The organism is Methylobacterium sp. E-016 (assembly GCF_022829745.1).
GTDB lineage: Bacteria > Pseudomonadota > Alphaproteobacteria > Rhizobiales > Beijerinckiaceae > Methylobacterium.
The window spans coordinates 1-373 of the sequence record NZ_JAKSYF010000188.1 but is presented as its reverse complement, the minus strand read 5'-3'; the positions used below and the strand labels follow the sequence as shown (position 1 = coordinate 373).

Genomic DNA, 373 nt, shown 5'->3' with positions numbered 1-373 from the left:
GAGTGTGTGGGTGGGGGTGTGACAGGCAGGGGGTGGTGTGGGAGGGTTTGGGGTTGGTTTGTTGTTAGGGTTCGTCGCAGGCCTGACCACCGGCAGGAGGGGGTTGTGTTTGGGGGGGGTGGCTTTGTTGGGCTGGTATACGTGATTCGGTGTTCCGGGCGAAGACGAACACAGGCGCCGTCGTTGTCCCAGATCCGCCCCACCTTGGGCTGCTTGGCCGTCTGCTTTTTTGTTTGTGGTCGAGAGATAAGCTAGACGCGCTTGTCGTTGACCGACCACCCGGCCGCCTTCAGCAACGCGCTGATCTTGCGGTAGCCGTAGCGCCCGTACTTCTCGGCCAACGCCACAAGATCGGCCGTCAGCGCCTCTTCGT

Annotated in this window: 1 pseudogene; it reads right to left on the bottom strand. The window is 61.9% G+C overall.

The features are described from left to right. Positions 1 to 149: 149 nt before the first annotated feature. A pseudogene (locus tag MKK68_RS26810) lies at positions 150 to 373 on the bottom strand (IS3 family transposase); the annotation flags it as partial.